Origin of the sequence: Pseudomonas brassicacearum, assembly GCF_003732265.1 — a bacterium.
Classification (GTDB): Bacteria; Pseudomonadota; Gammaproteobacteria; order Pseudomonadales; family Pseudomonadaceae; genus Aquipseudomonas; species Aquipseudomonas brassicacearum_D.
Genome location: NZ_MOBK01000006.1, coordinates 720717 through 735984, shown reverse-complemented (window position 1 = coordinate 735984; position 15268 = coordinate 720717). Strand labels below are relative to the sequence as shown.

Annotated in this window: 15 protein-coding genes, 1 pseudogene and 1 riboswitch; of the genes and pseudogenes, 7 read left to right on the top strand and 9 right to left on the bottom strand. The window is 60.5% G+C overall.

Features of this window, described 5'->3' with window-relative positions:
• Positions 1-5: 5 nt before the first annotated feature.
• Positions 6-617: a cob(I)yrinic acid a,c-diamide adenosyltransferase gene (gene cobO, locus BK660_RS16240; RefSeq protein ID WP_027922439.1), complete on the bottom strand. Its 612-nt coding sequence runs from the start codon at positions 615-617 to the stop codon at positions 6-8.
• An 81-nt stretch (positions 618-698) separates the two neighbouring features.
• Positions 699-931: riboswitch (cobalamin riboswitch) on the bottom strand.
• A 155-nt stretch (positions 932-1086) separates the two neighbouring features.
• On the opposite strand from cobO, the gene BK660_RS16235 reads away from it, so the two are divergent.
• Together BK660_RS16235 and BK660_RS16230 are read left to right on the top strand one after the other, a co-directional pair.
• Positions 1087-1671 (top strand): hypothetical protein, encoded by a 585-nt coding sequence (locus BK660_RS16235; protein ID WP_123434109.1) that lies wholly within the window; start codon positions 1087-1089, stop codon positions 1669-1671.
• 67 nt (positions 1672-1738) lie between these two features.
• Complete coding sequence (locus tag BK660_RS16230) at positions 1739-3052, top strand: PQQ-dependent sugar dehydrogenase (protein WP_123434108.1); 1314 nt, start codon at positions 1739-1741, stop codon at positions 3050-3052.
• A 24-nt stretch (positions 3053-3076) separates the two neighbouring features.
• Here the strand turns inward: BK660_RS16230 and BK660_RS16225 are convergent, their stop codons facing one another.
• From BK660_RS16225 to BK660_RS16205, 5 genes are all read right to left on the bottom strand, one after another.
• On the bottom strand, positions 3077-3613 hold the full coding sequence (locus BK660_RS16225) for a C40 family peptidase (protein WP_027922436.1): 537 nt from the start codon (positions 3611-3613) through the stop codon (positions 3077-3079).
• A 165-nt stretch (positions 3614-3778) separates the two neighbouring features.
• Positions 3779-4405 (bottom strand): C40 family peptidase, encoded by a 627-nt coding sequence (locus BK660_RS16220; protein WP_027922435.1) that lies wholly within the window; start codon positions 4403-4405, stop codon positions 3779-3781.
• 227 nt (positions 4406-4632) lie between these two features.
• The gene (gene hda, locus BK660_RS16215; protein ID WP_010456804.1) at positions 4633-5337 is read right to left on the bottom strand and encodes a DnaA regulatory inactivator Hda; all 705 of its coding nucleotides are present in this window, start codon (positions 5335-5337) and stop codon (positions 4633-4635) included.
• 230 nt (positions 5338-5567) lie between these two features.
• Positions 5568-6641, bottom strand: coding sequence for an AI-2E family transporter (locus BK660_RS16210; RefSeq protein ID WP_123434107.1), 1074 nt, complete (start codon positions 6639-6641; stop codon positions 5568-5570).
• Positions 6642-6679: 38 nt separating this feature from the next.
• Complete coding sequence (locus BK660_RS16205; protein ID WP_123434106.1) at positions 6680-7744, bottom strand: DUF2066 domain-containing protein; 1065 nt, start codon at positions 7742-7744, stop codon at positions 6680-6682.
• Positions 7745-8126: 382 nt separating this feature from the next.
• On the opposite strand from BK660_RS16205, the gene purM reads away from it, so the two are divergent.
• From purM to BK660_RS16190, 3 genes are read left to right on the top strand one after another with little or no spacing between them, the layout of a single operon-like run.
• Entirely contained in the window at positions 8127-9185 is a 1059-nt protein-coding gene (gene purM / locus BK660_RS16200; protein WP_010456810.1) for a phosphoribosylformylglycinamidine cyclo-ligase, read from the top strand.
• A complete protein-coding gene (purN, locus tag BK660_RS16195; protein ID WP_123434105.1) occupies positions 9185-9835 on the top strand; it encodes a phosphoribosylglycinamide formyltransferase in 651 nt (216 codons plus the stop codon). The genes purM and purN overlap by 1 nt, the downstream gene beginning before the upstream one ends.
• A gap of 8 nt (positions 9836-9843) precedes the next feature.
• On the top strand, positions 9844-10557 hold the full coding sequence (locus BK660_RS16190; RefSeq protein WP_123434104.1) for a DUF3108 domain-containing protein: 714 nt from the start codon (positions 9844-9846) through the stop codon (positions 10555-10557).
• A gap of 66 nt (positions 10558-10623) precedes the next feature.
• Here the strand turns inward: BK660_RS16190 and BK660_RS16185 are convergent, their stop codons facing one another.
• Both BK660_RS16185 and BK660_RS16180 read right to left on the bottom strand, forming a co-directional pair.
• A complete protein-coding gene (locus tag BK660_RS16185) occupies positions 10624-11799 on the bottom strand; it encodes a trans-sulfuration enzyme family protein (RefSeq protein ID WP_123434103.1) in 1176 nt (391 codons plus the stop codon).
• Complete coding sequence (locus BK660_RS16180) at positions 11796-13172, bottom strand: pyridoxal-phosphate dependent enzyme (protein WP_123434102.1); 1377 nt, start codon at positions 13170-13172, stop codon at positions 11796-11798. The genes BK660_RS16185 and BK660_RS16180 overlap by 4 nt, the downstream gene beginning before the upstream one ends.
• 261 nt (positions 13173-13433) lie before the next feature.
• Between BK660_RS16180 and BK660_RS16175 the strand changes: the two genes are divergently transcribed.
• Together BK660_RS16175 and BK660_RS16170 are read left to right on the top strand one after the other, a co-directional pair.
• Positions 13434-13850 carry an OsmC family protein gene (locus tag BK660_RS16175; protein WP_123434101.1) on the top strand — a complete coding sequence of 139 codons (417 nt, stop codon included), beginning with the start codon at positions 13434-13436 and terminating at the stop codon, positions 13848-13850.
• Between the two features lie 61 nt (positions 13851-13911).
• A complete protein-coding gene (locus BK660_RS16170) occupies positions 13912-14772 on the top strand; it encodes a pirin family protein (RefSeq protein WP_123434100.1) in 861 nt (286 codons plus the stop codon).
• A gap of 133 nt (positions 14773-14905) precedes the next feature.
• On the opposite strand, the pseudogene BK660_RS16165 reads toward BK660_RS16170, so the two are convergent.
• Positions 14906-15250, bottom strand: a pseudogene (locus BK660_RS16165) (dienelactone hydrolase family protein); the annotation flags it as partial.
• Positions 15251-15268: the final 18 nt, after the last annotated feature.

The window sequence follows — 15268 nt, the reverse complement described above, 5'->3', positions numbered from 1 at the left end:
AGTATTCACAGCTCGACGCCTTTTTGCGCTTTGATCCCGGCCTGGAACGCGTGCTTGATCACGCCCATTTCGGTGACGGTGTCGGCGAGTTCGATCATTTCCGGCTTGGCGCCGCGACCGGTCACCACCACATGTTGCATCGGCGGACGAGCCTGCAAATCACTGAGTACCTGATCGAGGTCGAGGTAGCCGTGCTTGAGGGCGATGTTCAGTTCATCCAGCACCACCAGGCCGATCGACGGATCGCTGAGCAATTCGCGGGACACCGCCCAGGCGGCTTCGGCGGCGGCAATGTCACGCTGGCGGTCCTGGGTTTCCCAGGTGAAGCCCTCGCCCATGACATGGAAGCGCACCTGCTCCGGGAAGCGACGGAAAAACAGTTCTTCGCCGGTGCTGTTGCGGCCCTTGATGAATTGCACCACACCGCACTGCATGCCGTGGCCCATGGAGCGGGCCAGCATGCCGAACGCCGAACTGCTTTTGCCTTTGCCGTTGCCGGTCAGCACCAGCAGCAGACCGCACTCGTTCGGGGAATTGGCAATGCGTTCGTCGATCACGGCTTTTTTGCGCTGCATGCGCGCCAAATGGCGTTCGTCACGATCGGGGGTATCGGTCATGGGGGAGCTCTCCGTTGAGGCTGGATAACGGCGGGCAGGCACAAGAATAGACGGCAAAAAGCCTGGCATCGCCCACCGTGATGCCGCTGGATGAATCAGGCCGGTCTCCGGGCTCATGAGCGGCGTTGGCCTGACTGCGCGCCTTCCCATGTCGGCTTCGACACAGTGGCTCAAGGCGCAGTCTTCACTCATTTACCGTTGCGGGGGCAGCGCCGGGATCGTAACGCTTCGTCGCTTGACGATAGTCACTCACCGGCTTCCCTGTTTCACTCTGTCGGCCACCGCCACAGAGCACCTGAAACAAGCCGCGAAGGTTAGAGGGTTGGGGGGGGAGCGTCAAATGAAGACAAAGCCACGGCGAGCGATATACTGCCGCCGATCCATTTACTGACGCCAATCTTGCACCACACCGTCAGCAGTGATATCAAAGAGCCACAAACCCAACAACACAATTACAAGGGTGAGCAACATGCAAGGCATGATTATCAGCAATCCGAAGCTGGAATTCCTGCGACCGGTGCTGGAACGCTGGTTTGACTGTATCGACCGCTACAACGCAGTTCGCGGCGATAACGAAGCGCCTTACTGGCATGACGAAAAGGCTAACCTTGGCCTGCTCAACGCCGCTGCGTGGATGGCGGAAATGGTCACGCTCCAAAACACCACGACGCGCAAACAGAACGAAGAAGGCGAGCGCAATGCCCGCGCTGATCTGTTTATCGCGACCGCCGAAGAGCGCGCCTATTTTCAGGCCACTCAACGCTGGCCCAAGGTCAACAGCCTGAACCTGACCCAGGCGCTCCAAGACATCACCAGCGATGCCAAACGCATCAGCTACGCCAGCGACCTGAAACTCGGCTGCCTGTTCGTGGCTCCGCAAAAAGCCCAACAGAGCGCAACCCCCGAAGAACTTCAGGACATGGTCGACGATCTGCAAAAGGAACACTGCTGCGCCGTGGCCTGGTATTTCCCTTACGCCTACCGCAAGTTGCGCAATGAAGCCGGCAACTATCACCCCGGTATAGCGGTGCTGCTCAAGGAAGCTCGCGGCTGAGCATTGAACCATCGCTCTGTTTAGCTTCTCTATGAATTAAGACACTGCATTCATAGGGAAGATCAGTATGCGCAAGCCCCCGCTCGTTCTCGTCATCGTGCTCGCCGGAGGGCTTGCCGCCTGTGGTGAAACCTCCAGCCTGCAAGTCTCCGACGGCACCGGCCCATCACCCAAGTTGCCCGAACCGAATAAAACCCTGATCCCGACGGTGAACATCGCCCCGGCGATCGGCTGGCCGGCCGGCGCGAAACCCACCGCTGCCGCCGGCACTCAAGTGGCGGCCTTCGCTGAAGGCCTCGATCACCCGCGCTGGCTCTACGTGCTGCCCAACGGTGATGTGCTGGTGGCCGAAACCAACGCGCCACCCAAACCCGATGACGGCAAAGGTATTCGTGGCTGGGTCATGAAGAAAACCATGGGCCGCGCCGGCGCTACCGTGCCCAGCCCGAATCGCATCACACTGCTGCGGGACAAGGACCACGACGGCATCGCCGAAACCCGTACGGTGTTCCTGGAAAATCTGAATTCGCCGTTTGGCATGACGCTGGTCGGCAATGACCTGTACGTGGCCGACACTGACCGCTTGCTGCGTTTTCACTATGAAAACGGTGACACCGCGATCAAGTCGCCGCCGATCAAGGTGGTCGATCTGCCGGGAGGCACGCTGAATCATCACTGGACCAAAAACGTCATCGCCAGCAAGGACGGCAGCAAGCTGTACGTCACGGTGGGTTCAAACAGCAACGTCGGCGAAAACGGCCTGGACAAGGAAGAAGGTCGCGCGGCGATCTGGGAAGTGGACCGTGCCACCGGCAATCACCGGATATTCGCCTCAGGGATTCGCAATCCCAACGGCTTGGCCTGGGAGCCTCGCAGCGGCGCGCTGTGGACCGCAGTCAACGAACGGGACGAGATCGGCAGCGACCTGGTGCCGGACTACATCACGTCGGTCAAGGACGGCGCGTTCTACGGCTGGCCATTCAGCTACTACGGCCAGCACGTCGACATTCGCGTCGAACCGCAAAACCCCGACCTGGTGGCCAAGGCCATTGCGCCGGACTACGCGGTCGGCCCGCACACCGCTTCGTTGGGCCTGACGTTCGCCGAAGGCAACACCTTGCCCGCGCAATTCAAGGAAGGCGCCTTCATCGGCCAGCACGGCTCGTGGAACCGCAAACCGCACAGTGGCTACAAAGTGATTTTCGTGCCGTTCGCAGGGGGCAAACCGACCGGGCAACCGGTGGATGTGCTGACTGGATTCCTCAATAAAGACGAAGACGCCATGGGCCGGCCGGTGGGCGTGGTGATTGATCAGCAGGGCGGTTTGCTGGTGGCGGATGATGTCGGCAATAAAGTCTGGCGCGTGTCCGCAACCAAATAACCGTAACCCCCTGTAGGAGTGTGATTAGGGATTACGCGCCAGGTGCTCAGGCTGCAGAACGCGCTTGGCGCTCAGGTACGCCTTCTGCCAATAAGCCTTGGACAGGCTGTCGAGCTTCACTGTGCCGCCCGTTGCGGGTGCATGAACGAAGCGCCCTTCGCCGACGTAAATCCCGGCATGGCTGACTTGAGAGCCGCCATTGGTGGCGAAGAAAATCAGGTCACCGGTTTGCAAACCTTCCTTGCCCACATTGGCCGCTTGCATGCTGATCATTTCGCGCGTGGTGCGCGGCAGGGAAATGCCGGCGGCATCCCGGTAGACGTAGCCGATCAGCCCACTGCAATCGAACCCCGAGTCGGGCGTATTGCCGCCCCAGCGGTAAGGTGTGCCCACGAGCCCCAACGCACGGAACAACACTTCTTCTGCCTCGGGGGAGAATGCCTGGGAAGAACCAAAGACGATGGGCGCGCGAACCACCGGCGCAGGAGGCGGTGTGCGGCTGGCGCAGGCGCTGAGCAGCGCTGCGAAGAACATGAGTGCGAGGCGGGCCGACATCGTCATAAGCAGAACATCCTGATCTGGCTGCGGCTTTTTCTGCCGGGAAGACAGAAAAGAAAACCGCCTGCGTTGGACGCAGGCGGTTTGCCATCAATATTAGATCAGGATTCTAGCGGCTATGCGGCAAACTTCAAGTAAGACTTTAAGTTCACCTTACAAGTTGTACGTTTACTTGCGAGCGGTGACCACGGTCGGGGCCATCGCGAGGGCGCGCTTGGCTTCGATGAAGGTCTTGCTCCAGTAGCTGTCGCCCAGGCTATCGACCCGGACACCACCGCTTTTGCGGCTGCTGGAGTGGATGAACTGGTTGTCACCCAGGTAGATCCCGGCGTGACTGACGCGACCGCGACGACCGTTGGTGGCGAAGAACAGCAGGTCGCCCGGCTTCAGCGCGCTGCGAGCGACCAAAGGTGCGTCGACGTTGATCATTTCGCGAGTGGAGCGTGGCAGGTTCATGCCCGCTTCTTCGCGGAACAGATAACCGATGAAGCCGCTGCAATCGAAACCGGCTTCAGAGGTACCGCCGAAACGGTAACGGGTACCGATCAGGGACATGCCACGTTCGAGGATACTGTCGGCCAGAACCGGAAGCTGGTACGACTTGCCGTCGGCGAAGTCAGCCAGTTCTTTATCGGTGGCCAGCTCTTCCTGGAAAAGAACGGAAGAGGATTGCGCGGTAACTGAATTTTTAACCTGCTGTTGTTGCTCTTGCTGGGACACTGGAGAGTGAGCAGCGCAACCGAACAACAGGGTGACGAGTGCGAGAGGCACGAGGGGTGCGAAGCGCTTTAGCATGGGCACGACCGTGGCTGATAGTTGTAAAGAAGTCGAGACTATGCCCGCTATCAACCTCATTTGCAAATTCAATCGAACTTTATGTGACTTATCGGTTTCTCGTTAACATCTAAGCGCTTAAGCCCATTTTAAACGCTTGCGCAGCCTGCAGCCCTGCAGGAAAGCGCATTTCCTGGCGCCTGAAATATGCCGAAACCCCTGCTGGGCTTAGGTTTTACCAGGCTTTTTTACCAGCCAAGGGTTTCTTTCAGGAAGGGGATGGTCAGCTTGCGCTGAGCTTGAAGAGAGGCCTGATCGAGACGTTCAAGCAGCTCGAACAGCGCACTCATGCTGCGAGTCCCGCGGGTCAAAATAAAGTGCCCGACTTCATCGGTCAGGTGCAGGCCACGACGCGAGGCACGCAACTGCAAGGCACGCAATTTGTCTTCGTCGGAGAGCGGACGCATCTGAAAGATCAGGGCCAGGGTCAAGCGCGATTTCAAGTCCGCCAGCTTCACCGGCAGTTCACGCGGCGAGGTCGACGCGGCGATCAGCAGGCGCCGACCGCTATCGCGCAGGCGATTGAACAGATGGAACAGCGCCTCTTCCCAATCCGCCCGGCCGGCAACCGCCTGCAAATCATCCAGGCAGACCAGTTCGTATTGTTCAAGGTTATCGAGAATCGAGATGCCACGGTCCAGCAGTTCGGCCAATGGCAGGTACACCGCCGGCTCCCCCAACTGCTCGAAGCGCAGGCAGGCCGCCTGCAACAAGTGCGTACGCCCTACCCCGTCCTTGCCCCAGAGATAAATCAGGCTTTCGGTCCACCCGGCGTCGGCTTCGCATAGCCGCTCGACATAGCCGAGTGCAGCGGCATTGGCGCCTGGGTAGTAATTGATAAAGGTAGCGTCATCACGCAGACGCACACCTAGGGGCAGCTGAATCGGTTTCATGCTGACTGAACAGTTCCAAAGGAACCGTTAGTGGCCTCTGTGTAAAGTTTGCGAAGTTTATACCCGTGAAGCTGGTCGCACAATGCGACAGACCACAAGCAAAATCAAAGGTTTGCGTTAACGCACTGGTTTTATGACAGTTTTGTTGGCGGTGCATGTGACAGCCACGCGAGGGATACAGGCCAACCCGGCGATGATCCGGGCTGGCCGCGACGACCTTTCAGCGAACCTTACAACTGCGGCTCATCCTCACCGCTGTACATCTCAGAATCTTTATACAAATCATGCACATGGCGCACCAGCACCATGATCACGGCCGCCACTGGCAATGCCAGCAACACACCGGTAAACCCGAACAGCTCGCCGCCCGCCAGAATGGCGAAAATCACCGCCACCGGGTGCAGGCCAATCCGGTCCCCGACCAGCAATGGCGTCAGCACCATGCCTTCCAGTGCCTGCCCGACCATGAACACCGCAACAATGCCCAGCATTGGATAAAGGTCACCGCCGAACTGGAACAGACCGGCAATCAACGCCGCGCCAATCCCGATGACAAACCCCATGTACGGCACGATCGCGGCCAGACCGGCGATCAGTCCGATCAACAATCCCAACTCCAACCCCACCAGCATCAGGCCCGACGCGTAGATCACGCCCAGCGCGACCATCACCAGCAATTGACCACGCACGAACGCACCGAGCACTTCATGACATTCACCGGCGAGCTCGACCACGCGCTCTTCACGATCGCGCGGCAGCAGGCTGCGGATCTTCGCCACCATCAGGTCCCAGTCCCGCAGCAGGTAGAAACTCACCACCGGGATCAACACCAGATTGGCCAGCCAGCCAATCAACGCAAGACCGGACGCCGTGGCCTGGCTCAACACCACACCGACAATGTCGCTGGTCTGGCCCATGTGCTCGCTGATCGCGGCCTTGAGCTTGTCGAACTTCCAGAAGCCCTCAGACAACCCGAACTTCGACTGCGCCCACGGCAATGCGGTGTGCTGCAGCCAGTCGAGCATTTGCGGGGCCAGCTCATACAAACGAAACAACTGCCTGGCCAGCAGCGGCACCAACACCAGCAGCAGCGTGGTGAAAATCAGGGTGAACAGCGCGAACACAGCCACCACGCCCCACGTCCTTGAAAGCCCGGCCTTCTCCAGCCGATCCACCAGCGGATCGAACAGATAGGCCAGCAGCAGCGCCACCAGAAATGGCGTCAGTATCGGATGCAGCAGCCAGACAAACGCGCAGAGCAGAACCACTCCACCCAACCAGAACCAACGGCGCGTATCGGCCATGTACCACTCCATATGCATCTATATAAAGAAAGAAAACCTTACCAGCGGAATCGCAACTGCGGCGTCGGTGCCACGGCCGGCGCTACGGCAGGCGCCGAACCTTGCGCAACCGGCTGAACCGGGGCGACAGGCGCAGGCGCCTCACCAGCCGGCACTTCCTGCAACTTGGCCAGGGACAACTGCGAGCGCAACTGCTCGGCGCTGCCGTTCACCCGATAAAGGATGCGATCACCGTCAACACTTTGCAGACGCGCGCCAAACGGGTCGAGCAAGCGTCCCAGCGCCGCGTAGCGCTCCAGGTTCATGCCCTGCACTTCCAGCAATTGCTCGCCCGAAGCCCCACCAGCCTTGACGACAAACCGCGGCGCCAGTCGCTCGCTGACCGCCAGCATCACCGCATCAGCCACCGCGGCCTGATCCGCGCCTTGCACGCTGCCCGCTTCCTTCTTGTCGCCCAGCCACAAATTCCACTTGGCTTGCCACTGGCCACCCTCCTCCTTGGCATGCACCGCGAGCAAGGCGTCAGCGTTGTAACGTTCCGAGGCATTGTGCAGCGGCGTCGCATCTGCGCCTTCAAGCGTCGGCGCGGTCGCCACCAATTGCTCACTCAAATCCGCCAGCGGCAAGCGCAACGGCAAACCACGGTGCTGCGCCGCACGACGCAGCGGTGCCGCGCTGGCCTGGCCATCGCCCACCAGGCTCGAACCTTCGGTGGAGTCGTTCAACCACCAGCCAAGGATCGACGGCCGATTCGCGCCCCACAACGACAACCCCGCCCGACGCAGCGCCTGCTCGGTGGTGGCCGGATCGAAATCGACCTTCAACACTTCCGGCGGCCCTGCATCAAAGCCGTACTGACTGATGATCTGCTGGGGATCCTTGCGCAGTGCCGCCAATCCCGGGCCCTGCACGGCTTTCGGATCCCCGGTCAGGCGCAGCACCAGGGTGTCCAGCGCCCGCTGGGTCGCTTGATCACGCTCCTCGGTCGACTGACTGGTGACCGGCTCGCGCACCTGATAAAGACCTTTCACGTTCTCGGCATGGCTCGCGAGGCTGAAAAGGGAAAAACAGCTCAGACACAAAAATTTAGAAAGAAAACGCATGGAAGATTCCTGACGACAAGAGCGGCTGGAACAGACCGCATGAAGACGATCGAACAGGGCTGTGACCACATCCCTGCGCAAAACATTCACACGGCCGCGATAAGTTTTCGCACTGACATAACGATAGACGGTTAATCGGCATACCTTATACAGCCATGCAAGAGGCCACCAACACGGCCAATATCAATTTTTTTAATAGGATATGCCCCTGCCGTCGGCGTGAGGATGGCCGCTGCCCCTCAAGCCTGATAAAATCGCGCGCCTTCGCAGACCGGCAACAGCCGGGCGGCTTGAATTTCGCGTGAGGCAATCGCCCCCGTCGAATTCGGCGTCCCCGCTGGACTCGGTCGTTACCCCTGAATCCCCCCTAAAGGCCTGGATCATGAGCAAGCAACCCTCCCTGAGCTACAAGGACGCCGGTGTAGACATCGACGCCGGTGAAGCATTGGTCGAACGCATCAAGAGCGTCGCCAAGCGCACTGCGCGCCCGGAAGTCATGGGCGGCCTGGGCGGTTTCGGCGCCCTCTGCGAAATCCCGGCTGGCTACAAGCAGCCTGTGCTGGTTTCCGGCACCGACGGCGTGGGCACCAAGCTGCGCCTGGCCCTGAACCTGAACAAGCACGACAGCATCGGCATCGACCTGGTGGCCATGTGCGTGAACGACCTGGTGGTCTGCGGCGCTGAACCGCTGTTCTTCCTCGACTACTACGCTACCGGCAAGCTCAATGTCGAAACCGCGACCCAGGTCGTGACCGGCATCGGCGCGGGCTGCGAACTGTCCGGCTGCTCCCTGGTCGGCGGCGAAACCGCTGAAATGCCTGGCATGTACGAAGGCGAAGACTACGACCTGGCCGGCTTCTGCGTTGGCGTCGTGGAAAAATCCGAAATCATCGACGGCTCGAAAGTCGCTGCCGGCGATGCCCTGCTCGCCCTGCCGTCTTCCGGCCCGCACTCCAACGGCTACTCGCTGATCCGCAAGATCATCGAAGTGTCGGGTGCCGACATCGAAAACATCCAGCTCGACGGCAAACCGCTGACCGACCTGCTGATGGCCCCGACCCGCATCTACGTGAAGCCGCTGCTCAAGCTGATCAAGGACACCGGCGCTGTCAAAGCCATGGCCCACATCACCGGTGGTGGCCTGCTGGACAACATCCCGCGCGTTCTGCCAAAAGGCGCCCAAGCCGTGGTTGACGTGGCGAGCTGGACCCGCCCTGCCGTGTTCGACTGGCTGCAAGAAAAAGGCAACGTCGACGAAAACGAAATGCACCGCGTGCTGAACTGCGGCGTCGGCATGGTCATCTGCGTGGCGCAAGAGCACGTTGAAACCGCGCTGAACGTCTTGCGTGAAGCGGGCGAGCAGCCTTGGGTTATCGGTCAGATCGCTACCGCTGCCGAAGGCGCGGCTCAGGTTGAACTGAAAAACCTCAAGGCTCATTAATGTCCGTCACCTGTGATGTCGTGGTGCTGCTCTCCGGCACCGGCAGTAACTTGCAGGCCTTGATCGACAGCACGCGGACCGGCGACAGCCCGGTCCGCATCGCTGCGGTGATTTCCAACCGCGCCGACGCCTACGGCCTGCAACGCGCCAGGGACGCGGGTATCGACACCCGCTCCCTGGATCACAAGGCTTTCGAAGGCCGCGAGGCCTTTGATGCCGCGCTGATCGAACTGATCGACGCCTTCAATCCCAAACTCGTGGTACTGGCCGGTTTCATGCGCATTCTCAGCGCTGATTTCGTGCGCCACTACGCGGGTCGCCTGCTCAATATCCATCCTTCGCTGCTACCCAAATACAAAGGGTTACACACTCATCAGCGCGCGCTGGAGGCCGGCGACACCGAGCACGGCTGCTCCGTCCACTTCGTCACCGAGGAACTCGATGGCGGACCACTGGTCGTACAGGCAGTAATACCGGTAGAGTTGCACGATTCGCCGCAGAGTCTGGCGCAGCGAGTCCATGCCCAGGAACACCTGATCTACCCGTTGGCTGTACGCTGGTTTGCCGAAGGTCGTTTATCGCTCGGCGAACAAGGTGCTTTACTGGATGGGAAGTTACTCGCGGCCAGCGGCCACTTGATTCGAAACTAGGAGATATTATGCGTCGCGCCCTGCTCTTCGCTTGCGCTCTGTTTGCCTTGCCCCTGGCACAGGCTTCGGAACTTCAACCTTTCTCCGCCAGCTACACCGCCGACTGGAAACAGCTGCCCATGAGCGGCACCGCTGAACGCAGCCTGACCAAGGAAGCCAACGGCGTCTGGAAACTCAGCTTCAAGGCGTCGATGATGATCGCCAGCCTGACTGAAGAAAGCACCCTGACCGTGGACAAGGACACCCTGCTGCCTCAGTCCTACCACTTTGAACGTGGCGGCCTGGGTAAAGCGAAAAAGGCTGACCTGGATTTCGACTGGACCACCAAAATGGTCACCGGCACCGATCGCGGTGACCCGGTCAAAGTGCCGCTGAACCGTGGCATGGTCGACAAGTCCACGTATCAGCTGGCCCTGCAACACGACGTGGCCGCCGGCAAAAAAAGCATGAGTTATCAGGTCGTCGACGGTGGCGAAGTCGATACCTATGACTTCCGCGTACTGGGTTCGGAAAAGGTCGACACCAAGGCCGGCCAGATCGATGCGATCAAGGTCGAGCGCGTGCGCGACCCGACACAAAGCAAGCGCATCACTGTCCTGTGGTTCGCCAAGGACTGGGATTACCTGCTGGTCCGTCTGCAACAAGTTGAAACCGACGGCAAGGAGTACAACATCATGCTCCTCGACGGTACGGTCAACGGTAAGTCTGTCAAAGGCAGCTAATTCGCGATCGACACAAAAATCCGGAATCCGCTAAGGGTTCCGGATTTTTTTTTGCCTGCTGAACCGTCAGATCCGCGCCAGCGCCTGTGCCAGATCGGCGCGCAGGTCCTCGACATCCTCGACCCCCACGGACAATCGCACCAGCGCATCACCGATGCCGAGCTCCGCACGGGTATCGGCGGGGATCGTGGCGTGGGTCATGATCGCCGGGTGCTCGATCAGGCTTTCCACCCCGCCGAGGCTCTCCGCCAACGCAAAGATCTGCACGTTCTCCAGAAAACGCTTGGAGCCCGCCAGGTCGGTGTTCAGATCGAGTGAAATCATCCCGCCGAAACCGCGCATCTGCTGCCGCGCCAGTTCATGTTGAGGATGCGACGGCAATCCCGGGTAGTAGACCCGCGCGACTTGCGGCTGTTGTTCCAGCCATTGCGCCAGCGCCAGTGCGTTGCTGCAGTGACGCTCCATGCGCAATGCCAGGGTCTTCACGCCGCGCAAAGTGAGGAAGGCGTCAAACGGCCCGGCAATCGCCCCCACCGCGTTTTGCAGAAAGCCCAGCCGCTCGGCCAACTCTGCGTTCTGCCCAACCACGGCGATGCCGCCGATCACGTCGGAGTGGCCGTTCAAATACTTGGTGGTCGAGTGCACCACGACATCGAAACCCAGTTCCAGCGGACGCTGGATCCACGGGCTGGCGAAGGTGTTGTCCGCCACGCAAATGATCCCGCGCTGGCGACAGATGCGCGCAATGGCGGCAAGGTCCGTGAGGCGCAGCAACGGATTGCTCGGCGTCTCGACGCAGACCATGCGCGTGTCGTCCTGCAGCGCCGCTTCGAAGGCCGACAGGTCCGTCAGGTCGACAAAGCTGAAGCGGTGCCCGGCGCTGCGCCGACGCACCTTGTCGAACAAGCGGAACGTCCCGCCATACAAATCATTGCCCGAGACGATATGCGAATCGGCATCGAGCAGTTCGAGCACCGTGGAGATCGCCGCCAGCCCGGACGCAAACGCGAACGCCTGGGTGCCGCCCTCCAGATCCGCCACGCAGCGCTCCAGCGCAAAGCGCGTCGGGTTGTGCGAACGCCCGTAGTCGAGGCCTTTGTGCACGCCCGGGCTTTGCTGCAAATAGGTGGAGTTGGCGTAAATCGGCGGCATCAACGCGCCAGTGGAAGGATCCGGCGTCTGCCCGGCATGGATCACGCGAGTGGCGAAGCCATGGGGTGCAGCATCTTTATCGTGACTCATGCCAGGGATCTCCTTAGATGATTGAGTAGGTCGACGCGGGTAATCAGGCCATGGAAGCCCGAGGCATCGGCAATGATCGCCACCAGCCCACGATCAAGTTCCGCCTGCAATTGCGCCAGGCTGGCAGCGGCCGGCAGGGTTTGCAGTTTGTCGGTCATCGCGCCGGCCACCGTCAAGCGAAACTGCGAGGCGTCCTGATGCACCCGCAGCAGAATGTCGGACTCGTCGATCACCCCGACCAGCCGTTGGCCGTCCACCAGCACCGGCAGTTGCGACACGTCCGCCAGGCGCATGCGCTGGAACGCGGTCAGCAGCGTGTCGTCCGGACCGACGCTGATCACCCGGCCATCCTCGAAGCGACGCGAGATCAAATCGCGAAGATCGCCGTAGCGTTTGTATTGCAGCAGGCCCTGATCGTTCATCCACTGGTCGTTGTAGACCTTCGACAGGTAGCGGGTGCCGGTGTCGCAGACAAAACTCACGACCCGTTTCGGCTCGGTTTGCTCACGGCAATAACGCAGCGCCGCCGCCAGCAAGGTGCCGGTCGAGGACCCGCCGAGAATGCCCTCGGCGCGCAGCAGTTGGCGGGCATGATCGAAGCTTTCTTCGTCGCTGATCGAATACGCGTGGCGCACGCTGGACAGGTCGGCAATCGAGGGAATGAAGTCTTCGCCAATGCCTTCCACCGCCCACGAACCGGGCGTTCCTAGAGTGCCGCTGCGGCTGTATTCAGCCATCACCGAACCGACCGGGTCGGCCAGCACCATGGCCAGGTTCGGCTGCACGCGTTTGAAGAAGCGGGTCAAACCGGTCAGCGTTCCCGCCGAACCGACACCGACGACGATGGCATCGACATCATGCTGGGTTTGCGCCCAGATCTCCGGCGCCGTGCTGCATTCGTGGGCCAGCGGGTTGGCCGGGTTGTTGAATTGATCGGCAAAAAAAGCGTCGGGAATTTCCCTGGCCAGCCGCGCGGCCACGTCCTGGTAGTACTCGGGATGGCCCTTGCCGACATCGGAGCGGGTGATGTGCACCTCGGCGCCCATCGCCTTGAGGTGCAGGACTTTCTCGGTGGACATCTTGTCGGGCACCACCAACACCACGCGATAACCCTTGGCCCGGCCGACCAACGCCAGTCCGAGGCCAGTGTTGCCGGCCGTGGCCTCGACGATGGTGCCGCCGGGTTGCAGGCGACCGTCGCGTTCGGCGGCATCGATCATCGCCAGGCCGATGCGGTCCTTGATCGAACCGCCGGGGTTTTGTGATTCAAGCTTGAGGAACAGCGTGCACGGGCCAGTATCGAAGCGGCTGACACGCACCAGCGGCGTGTTGCCGATCAGTTCGAGTACGGCGGGGCGGGAGTCGTTTGGCATGTCTTCACCTTGCTATGGTTTTCGCACTGGATGGACACAAACCGGCGGCGCGTCATTGTGTGACAGTCGCAGGCAATACCTCGCTTGGACCATAGGCCGCGATCGCCTCCTTCGCAACCGCGCACGGCCGGCCGGTAATCCGCTTTCCATTCAGCGAATGGAGATCAGCCCGCAAGAAAGTGGAACGCGACCGCAGGGGAATGCTCTATAACTTCAAGGTCTTTTTTGATCGAACGACTTTTCCAGCCTGGGAGGCTTTCCATGACCGTTACCGTCAATACCGTTTCCGCCGAAGGTTTTCGCCACAGCGTTCAAATCGATGAGCACGAACTGTTTGCCGACGTGCCGACCGCTTCCGGCGGTGAAGGCTCGGCGCCAGAACCCCACGATTATTTCGATGCGGCCCTGGGTGCGTGCAAAGCCTTGACCCTGAAGATGTACGCGAAGAAAAAGGACATCCCGCTGACGGGTGTCACCGTCGAGGTCAAACGCGACAACAGCGAAGAGCAGAAAGGCAAATACGCCCTGCACGTCAAACTGACCCTCAAGGGCGTGCTGACCGACGCGCAGCGCGAGGAACTCCATCGTGTTGCCGACCGCTGCCCAGTCCACAAGCTGATGACCACCACTGACGTCAGCATCGAAACCCACCTGTCCGAAGGTGCGTTCAGCCAATAGCGGCAACGGCAGCGCAAGCGGGTTATGCTCCTTGCATCACCCGCTCAGCCTGGAATGCAGCATGAACTCTCCGCTCGTGATCCGCCCCCGCGCCGAAGATGTTGAAGGCCAGCCGATTCTTCGCCCGTTGCCGTCCGCCAAATGCCGCAGCGTCGGGCCTTTCGTGTTTTTCGACCACATGCTGCAAACCCGTTATGCGGCGGGCAAAGGCATGAATATTCGTCAGCATCCGCACATCGGCCTGTCGACCCTCACCTACCTGTTTGAAGGGCAAATCCAGCACAAGGACAGCCTCGGCTCCGATCAGGTGGTCAATGCCGGTGATGTCAGCTGGATGACCGCCGGCAGTGCGATTGCCCACGTCGAGCGCACACCCGAGGCGTTGAAAGACAGTGGCTTTACGATGCACGGCTTGCAGATCTGGCTGGCCTCGCCGAAGGAGCATGAACAGGGTCCGGGGCACTACAGTCATCATCCGGCGAGTTCCTTGCCGGTCAGCGATAACCTTGGCGTGAAAATCCGCATGATTGCCGGGTCAGGCTTTTGCCTGGAATCGCCGGTGCCGGTGCTTTCTCCTACGTTGTACGCGGAATTGAACCTGCAAACGGCGACCACGCTGCTGATTCCCACTGAGCATGAAGAGCGCGCGTTGTATGTCTTGAGCGGCGAAGCGCAGCTGGATGGCGAGGCGCTGGAATTGAATTCGTTGGTGGTGTTGCCTGCGGGGGAAGAGATGACGCTTTTTGCCGAGAGCGACTGTCACGCCGTGTTGTTTGGCGGCGCGCCGCTGGACGGGCCACGGCGGATCAACTGGAATTTTGTCGCGAGTGATCCGGCGGTTATCGATGAAGCCAGGCGGCGTTGGGCGGCCGGGGATTGGCCGACGGTGCCGGGGGAAAGTGAGCGGATCGAATTGCCTTAGCCTCTTCGGTGAACCTTACACCGCCTTCGCGAGCAGGCTCGCCCCCACATTGGAATGCATTCCAAATGTGGGAGCGAGCCTGCTCGCGAAGAGGCCAGCCCTGACAACAAAAGTGTCAGGACAGAATCAGTGATCAACCTCTAAACACTTCATCCAGCAAATTGTTCATCGACGTAAACGCCCGCGCCGCGATCTTCGCGTCGTACATCATCATGCCTGGCACATTGGCATGCGGATCGGTGAAGGAATGCACCGCCCCGCCGTAGCTCAGCAATTGCCAGTCCACGCCCGCCGCATTCATTTCCGCTTCGAACGCCGGCAGTTGCTCTTTAGGCACCAACGGATCCGCCGCACCGTGCAGCACCAACACCGAGCCCTTGATGTTTTTGGCGTCCGCCGGATCAGGTGAATCCAGTGTGCCGTGGAACGACACTGCCGCTTTCAACGGCGCACCCGTGCGGGGCAGGTCCAGTGCGCAGGCTCATGATTCACTCCT

Excerpts from the sequence above, each read along its gene's own strand:
- cobO (WP_027922439.1), bottom strand. The coding sequence starts at position 617 with ATGACCGATACCCCCGATCGTGACGAACGCCATTTGGCGCGCATGCAG.
- BK660_RS16235 (WP_123434109.1), top strand. The coding sequence starts at position 1,087 with ATGCAAGGCATGATTATCAGCAATCCGAAGCTGGAATTCCTGCGACCG.
- BK660_RS16230 (WP_123434108.1), top strand. The coding sequence starts at position 1,739 with ATGCGCAAGCCCCCGCTCGTTCTCGTCATCGTGCTCGCCGGAGGGCTT.
- BK660_RS16225 (WP_027922436.1), bottom strand. The coding sequence starts at position 3,613 with ATGACGATGTCGGCCCGCCTCGCACTCATGTTCTTCGCAGCGCTGCTC.
- BK660_RS16220 (WP_027922435.1), bottom strand. The coding sequence starts at position 4,405 with ATGCTAAAGCGCTTCGCACCCCTCGTGCCTCTCGCACTCGTCACCCTG.
- hda (WP_010456804.1), bottom strand. The coding sequence starts at position 5,337 with ATGAAACCGATTCAGCTGCCCCTAGGTGTGCGTCTGCGTGATGACGCT.
- BK660_RS16210 (WP_123434107.1), bottom strand. The coding sequence starts at position 6,641 with ATGGCCGATACGCGCCGTTGGTTCTGGTTGGGTGGAGTGGTTCTGCTC.
- BK660_RS16205 (WP_123434106.1), bottom strand. The coding sequence starts at position 7,744 with ATGCGTTTTCTTTCTAAATTTTTGTGTCTGAGCTGTTTTTCCCTTTTC.
- purM (WP_010456810.1), top strand. The coding sequence starts at position 8,127 with ATGAGCAAGCAACCCTCCCTGAGCTACAAGGACGCCGGTGTAGACATC.
- purN (WP_123434105.1), top strand. The coding sequence starts at position 9,185 with ATGTCCGTCACCTGTGATGTCGTGGTGCTGCTCTCCGGCACCGGCAGT.
- BK660_RS16190 (WP_123434104.1), top strand. The coding sequence starts at position 9,844 with ATGCGTCGCGCCCTGCTCTTCGCTTGCGCTCTGTTTGCCTTGCCCCTG.
- BK660_RS16185 (WP_123434103.1), bottom strand. The coding sequence starts at position 11,799 with ATGAGTCACGATAAAGATGCTGCACCCCATGGCTTCGCCACTCGCGTG.
- BK660_RS16180 (WP_123434102.1), bottom strand. The coding sequence starts at position 13,172 with ATGCCAAACGACTCCCGCCCCGCCGTACTCGAACTGATCGGCAACACG.
- BK660_RS16175 (WP_123434101.1), top strand. The coding sequence starts at position 13,434 with ATGACCGTTACCGTCAATACCGTTTCCGCCGAAGGTTTTCGCCACAGC.
- BK660_RS16170 (WP_123434100.1), top strand. The coding sequence starts at position 13,912 with ATGAACTCTCCGCTCGTGATCCGCCCCCGCGCCGAAGATGTTGAAGGC.